The following is a 5,927-nucleotide window of genomic DNA, read 5'->3' as shown; positions in this document are numbered from 1 at the left end:
CACTACGCTGGACTTTTAATCTCTGCGACCAATCTAACCCTTTATTCTAAAAAAAACTGCTGCTAACAAGGTATATAATCCATTGCTTGGTATTGATTACTCACGAAAATTCCGCTGGAATTTTCTCAGGTTCGCAAAAGTTTGCTAAATTAGTTGTTTAACCACGCAACGTATTATATACGAACCGTTGGCAATAATATGAAAAGACGAACCAGAACAATAATCGGAATTGCATTTCTTGGAATAGCATTGCTCTGTAGTTTTCACTTTTTGCCGAAAGAATCGGAACTCTATTTAAAAAGTGATATTTCTGAATTACGAAATTCTATTTTGCCAATTTCAATTATTTTTTCCATTGTTTTTGCTTATCTGATTGCATTTCACAAAACTGAATATAATGGCAGAAAATGGTCCAAAGCAATCTATATTGGTTATATAGGAATTATGAGTTACTTGATTTTCGGAATTACTTCTGACTTATTAACAACCATTGTTCTGAAAGTAAACAGAATATCAAAAACCGAAAAGTTGAATAAAAATTTCGTTATGAGTACTTTCACAGTAACTTCTAATGGAGAATTAACGGAATCAGGACCTTGGGTAATTAAATCGGCAGATAAATACGAAGTTCGTGGAAGAGTTTCAGACAAATCCTATGATAATGATGTTGACGGAATATTTATGGATAAAAATGATTATACAAAAATTGAACAGAAAAAAGAATTCGGAATTACTTTGCAGAAAGGGTTATTTGGAATTCCATACGAACCAATTATAAAAAAATAAAATACTATTGCCAACACTGTATATAATTTATTGCTTGGTTCTAGCCTACTTACGAAAATCCTCGCGGATTTTCTATTCGGTTTTTATTTGTTAACTTAGTTGCTCAACCACGCAACAAACCATATACAAACACGTTACCAACAATGCAAAAACTCACTCTAATATTGATATTGATATTCGGATTTGACCTTTACAGTCAAGAATCTGAATACAAACCAATATCTGAATCTGATATTCGTGTGAATTACGAAACATTAACCGATACTATAAATATTAAAAAGTCACGGATTGCATTAAAATGGAAAATATTAAAACCAGAGACTAAAGAAAAAATAAGGAATAATATTTCGGAAAAGAAAAAAGACATAGAATCCGATACTTCTGACTTGACCAGAATCAGTTACTTTGGAAACAAAACAAACGTTGGATTAAAAATAAATGGAAAACTATTGAAAACAACTTCCTCTATACCTGAATACAATTACAAATCGATTTTCGGAGATAGTATTTTTAAAATTAACCTAGGGACAATTCCAAGATATTCCGAAATACAGAGCGCCGAATTAATTTTTGCTGATTTAAAACGTACAGCAACAATTCAGCTTGATACCAAATATTCAATAATAGATATAGAAGTTGAATACGTAGAAAACTTATCGGAAATCTTAAAACGTGAAAAAAAAGTAGATGAGAATAGAAAAAAACTGGAAGAATCCGGAAAAGAACCTGAGATTCCAAATACAATAGAGGTTTTAGAAAATGAAGTAGTTTTAATTAAACATAAAATACCGAAAAGAAAGCACGGTTGGTAACACCGTGTATAATTAATTGCTTTTTATGTGCTTACTTGCGAAAATTCCTGCGGAATTTTCGCAGGTTCGTAAAAGTTTGCTAATTTAGTTGCTCAACCACGCAACTAACCATACACAAACACGTTGTGCGTCAGCTGAAGAAACCGAAAACAAATGGCAATTTAGCAGTTGTTCCTAAAGAAGGAATTCTAAAAAAACACGATTTGATTCCAGCCAAAATTGGAGTTTGTACCGAAACTGGATACTTTGAATCTGATGCTGAATTATATTGGAAAGAAATTGACAAAAAAGCAGAGGAAATAACACCAAAAATTGACTCAATTGTAAAAAGAGCTGATTGGGGAAATAGTAGTTCAAGTTTTAACTGGAAAACATATACTGAAACTTTGGACAATGATGCTTTTATGGGATTGAATGAAGAAACATTGTCGATAACTGAATTTTCCTTTAGAGCGGATTTGCGAGAAAATGGATTTAAGTTTTTGAAAAATATGATTGAATTGGGAAAAGAAAACGACTGGATGTTTATGGACAGAAAAGGTAAATTAATGAATGCTGATTTTAAAGAAATCAAAGAAAGTATTCGGAATTCGGACGCTCATAGTTTTTTGAAAGACCCGATGAAGTTTTTAGAAAGTCTCGATAACGAAAATGAATAAAGCCGAACGCACAACAATGTATAACCGCAATTACGGCGGATTCGACTACGTCCGAATCCACTCGGAATTGCTAAGGCTTGTGCTAAACCAAAAATAATCGCTAATTTAACCCGTAACTGACGGTTATACGAGACCGTTGGCAACAAGCTGAAAACCGAACTCAAAAACAAAATCTAAACAATGAATTCAACTGAAATTATTTTATTAAACTTTTCCGAAATTAGAAGACGGAGTATAAAATTATGGAGTGGAATTCCTAATAAATACCTGAATTGGAAACCTGACGAAAATGCGTTCACGATTATCGAAATGATAAGACACGTTTTAGAAGGCGAACATCTTTTCCATAAAATCATAGAAAATCGTGGGAATTTAGGAAATTACAAATCGCCTTGGAAAGAACTAAAATATTCGGACTTAAAAAATGAATTGGCTTTTTCCGAAAAATATCGAACGGAATTTTTGAGTATGATAAACGGACTGAAAGAATCTGACTTGGAGAATGTGAGAATTGAGAGAAAAGAAGTCGGACAAAGTAAAAAACTTGGAGATTATCTAAACCGAATCGCATATCACGAATCTGTTCACACAGGACAAATGTTGAGTTATTTGAGAACAATTGGAATTGAACGACCGCAAATATGGGACTAACTGAAAATAAAAAGCCAGTTGCCAACAACGTATAAAATTAATTGCTTGGTACGAGCCTATTTACGAAAATCCTCACGGATTTTCTATTCGGTTTGTATTTGCTAAATTCGTTGCTAAACCACGCAACTAATCTTATACAAAACCGTTGTGCATAATTATGAAGACAGTACTAAAATCAATCTTTCTGCTAACTATAAGCTTATCGTGTTTTAGCCAAAACAGCGGAAAAGAAAACTTGAATTTAGTTTTTTATGACGACTGTTCAAATCAAATAATTAAACCTGAATTTGAGGTTTTATATATGCCACATACGACTTACGACCTCATAACAATTTTTAAGGAAATTGATGATTGGACGCTTCAATACTCAACTACTTTAAAAACTAAAAATGACACGATACGAATTCCGAAAATTCTGTTCGCTGGAGGAAATGAATTACATTCAAAACGTTGGACTTACTTAAATTGTGAAAAAGTTTGTGATGGAAATGAAACTGATTTTTACACTAATGGAAATAAGAGGACTGAAGGAAATTATAAAAATGGAAAACCAATTGACATAAAACACTATTGGGAAAGTGGCGAATTAATGACTCATCACTTCTATGATAATCTGACACTCGATTATAAGAGGATTAATTATTATAATGAAAATGGAGATTCAGAAGGCTATGAATTATATGAGAACAAAAAGAAAAAAACAATTATCAAAACTTTTGATAAAAACGATGAGCTAATCGAAACGCGAACTGAAAATATATATATTGAACGGAATAAATAACTATGCACAACACTGTGTATAATTAATTGCTTTTTTGAGCTTACTTACGAAAATTCCTGCGGAATTTTCTCTGGTTCGTAAATGTTTGTTAACTTAGTTGCTTAACCACGCAACTAACCATACACAAACACGTTGGCAGTAATATAAAAAAATGACAGAACATTTTCGAATTAAGGTAAGTTTATCAAAAAATATAGCGTTCATTCTAGACGAAATTATTGGAATTGAAATCGGAATTTTTCTGTATTTTAAGTTCTCTGAACTAACTCTAAAGTTTGTTGGAATTGGTTTCGTTTTAATCGGACTAATTCAATTAGTTAGAAAAATAAAAACTTTTCATTTGACAAAAACTGACTTGATAATAAAAAGACCACTTTTCCCATTTATAATCGCGACCGAAAATTATCCTCTGAACGAGATTAAAGAAATTAAATTCAACAAAATAAAGGGTCGTTTTGGCGGTTCACATTTAATAGTAGATTCAAAAAACAAAAGTAGTTCCTTCAGAATTGAGACGACAAAAGACAATATTGACAAGTTTGAATTGGAATTAAAAAAATTGAATATTAAATCAATAAGAATCGGAATGTAAAAATAAAATACTACTGCCAACACCGTGTATAATTAATTGCTGTATTCTTCTCTACTTGCGAATATTCCTGCGGAATATTCACGGGTTCGTAAAAGTTTGCTAACTTAGTTGCTTAACCACGCAACTAACCATACACAAACACGTTAGCAGCAATAGTCACTCAAAATTTACCAGCTTCCTTTTTTCGCGATTTTTTTTTAGATTTTTAAGTCAGATAAACCATAACTGGAACCAAAAATTCCCAATTCTAACGCAGGACAGGTTCCTCGTCCGTGCAATTCGTGCGTTGCGAGTTCATTAAAGCCTATTTACCTCATTACGCTGGACTTTTAATCTCTGCGACCAATCTAACCCTTTATTCTAAAAAAAACTGCTGCTAACAAGGTATATAATCCATTGCTTGGTATTGACTACTCACGAAAATTCCGCTGGAATTTTCTCTGGTTCGCAAAAGTTTGCTAAATTAGTTGTTTAACCACGCAACGTATTATACACGAACCGTTGTGGCTAATGCGAGAAACCATCGAAAATGAATTAAAAATATGACAATAAAAGAAGCCATTTTAAAAAGTCTTGACGATATAAACGGACTGACAAACTATATGGAAGTTCACGACCATATTATTAAAAATGGATATTATGACTTTGGTCCTGCAAAAACGCCACCTGCAACAATTTCTGCTCTTTTAGGAGATTTCATAAGAAATGGAGATTCTCGTGTTAAAAGAATAAAACAAGAAGGAGGTTCATACGCATATTACCTGACCAAAAATGAACAAGATATTGGAATTGAAATCTTATCAGGCTCAACAGAAACGACTTCTGTAAAACTTCCTAAAGTAAAAGCTAAATCATATAACGAAAGAGATTTACATAGACTTTTGAGCAGTTACTTAAAGAATACCAAAATATATTCAAAAACAATTTTCCACGAACACTCTAAGAACGGAAAAGACAGCAACCAAATTTGGACACATCCAGATATGGTTGGAGTTAAATTTTTGAATTTGCAAACCAAAGTCAGTCAGAATTTCTTAAAGTCAATTAATAGAGTTGATACTTTTAAATTAAGCTCTTACGAATTAAAAAAGGAAATTAACTCGGACACGGAATTGAAAAAAGCCTATTTTCAAGCAGTTTCAAATTCAAGTTGGGCGAATTACGGATATTTAGTAGCATTTGAGTTCAGTGATAGTTTGTCGGACGAAATGGAAAGACTAAATCAATCTTTCGGAATTGGAATAATTGAACTAAATGCTAATCCATATCAAAGTAAAATATTATTTCCTGCAATATACAAAGACCTCGATTTTAAGACAATTGACAAACTATGTAAAATAAACAACGAATTTGAACAATTCATTGAGCAAACTGACAGATTAATGACAGCTCAAGAGCGTTATTACAAATCGACTGAAAAAGAGCTTGACGAATTTTGTGACGGCTATTTTGAGAATGATTCTGAAATTGAAAAGTATTGTAAAGATAAAAACATTCCGAATGGCGAATAAAGCACTAGCCACAACAAAGTACTGTGGTAAAAAACAAGTAAAAACTCATTAATTTTTCACTAAAGTACTTCTATAAGTATCATCATATATTAATCCAGATTTAGCAATAGCAAAGGCTTGTTTTAATAGCTTATT

At 32.1% G+C, this 5,927-nt stretch carries 7 protein-coding genes; all 7 read left to right on the top strand.

Going from position 1 to position 5,927, the window contains the following annotated elements:
* Positions 1–198 precede the first annotated feature (198 nt).
* Entirely contained in the window at positions 199–786 is a 588-nt protein-coding gene (locus tag HNV08_RS16140) for a hypothetical protein (RefSeq protein WP_173282400.1), read from the top strand.
* A gap of 143 nt (positions 787–929) precedes the next feature.
* Positions 930–1,598, top strand: a complete 669-nt coding sequence (locus tag HNV08_RS16135; RefSeq protein ID WP_173282399.1) for a hypothetical protein — start codon at positions 930–932, stop codon at positions 1,596–1,598.
* Between the two features lie 125 nt (positions 1,599–1,723).
* Positions 1,724–2,257: a hypothetical protein gene (locus HNV08_RS16130; RefSeq protein WP_173282398.1), complete on the top strand. Its 534-nt coding sequence runs from the start codon at positions 1,724–1,726 to the stop codon at positions 2,255–2,257.
* A gap of 180 nt (positions 2,258–2,437) precedes the next feature.
* Complete coding sequence (locus HNV08_RS16125) at positions 2,438–2,908, top strand: DinB family protein (RefSeq protein ID WP_173282397.1); 471 nt, start codon at positions 2,438–2,440, stop codon at positions 2,906–2,908.
* Positions 2,909–3,065: 157 nt separating this feature from the next.
* Positions 3,066–3,689 carry a toxin-antitoxin system YwqK family antitoxin gene (locus tag HNV08_RS16120; RefSeq protein ID WP_173282396.1) on the top strand — a complete coding sequence of 208 codons (624 nt, stop codon included), beginning with the start codon at positions 3,066–3,068 and terminating at the stop codon, positions 3,687–3,689.
* 151 nt (positions 3,690–3,840) lie between these two features.
* Positions 3,841–4,281 carry a hypothetical protein gene (locus tag HNV08_RS16115; RefSeq protein ID WP_173282395.1) on the top strand — a complete coding sequence of 147 codons (441 nt, stop codon included), beginning with the start codon at positions 3,841–3,843 and terminating at the stop codon, positions 4,279–4,281.
* Positions 4,282–4,823: 542 nt separating this feature from the next.
* Entirely contained in the window at positions 4,824–5,792 is a 969-nt protein-coding gene (locus HNV08_RS16110; RefSeq protein WP_173282394.1) for a hypothetical protein, read from the top strand.
* Positions 5,793–5,927 lie beyond the last annotated feature (135 nt).

Origin of the sequence: Winogradskyella eckloniae, from assembly GCF_013249045.1 — a bacterium.
Taxonomy (GTDB): Bacteria; Bacteroidota; Bacteroidia; order Flavobacteriales; family Flavobacteriaceae; genus Winogradskyella; species Winogradskyella eckloniae.
The sequence above is the reverse complement of the archived record's forward strand: the minus strand, read 5'-3'. Positions and strand labels throughout refer to the sequence as shown.

Excerpts from the sequence above, each read along its gene's own strand:
- HNV08_RS16115 (WP_173282395.1), top strand. The coding sequence starts at position 3,841 with ATGACAGAACATTTTCGAATTAAGGTAAGTTTATCAAAAAATATAGCG.
- HNV08_RS16110 (WP_173282394.1), top strand. The coding sequence starts at position 4,824 with ATGACAATAAAAGAAGCCATTTTAAAAAGTCTTGACGATATAAACGGA.
- HNV08_RS16125 (WP_173282397.1), top strand. The coding sequence starts at position 2,438 with ATGAATTCAACTGAAATTATTTTATTAAACTTTTCCGAAATTAGAAGA.
- HNV08_RS16120 (WP_173282396.1), top strand. The coding sequence starts at position 3,066 with ATGAAGACAGTACTAAAATCAATCTTTCTGCTAACTATAAGCTTATCG.
- HNV08_RS16135 (WP_173282399.1), top strand. The coding sequence starts at position 930 with ATGCAAAAACTCACTCTAATATTGATATTGATATTCGGATTTGACCTT.
- HNV08_RS16140 (WP_173282400.1), top strand. The coding sequence starts at position 199 with ATGAAAAGACGAACCAGAACAATAATCGGAATTGCATTTCTTGGAATA.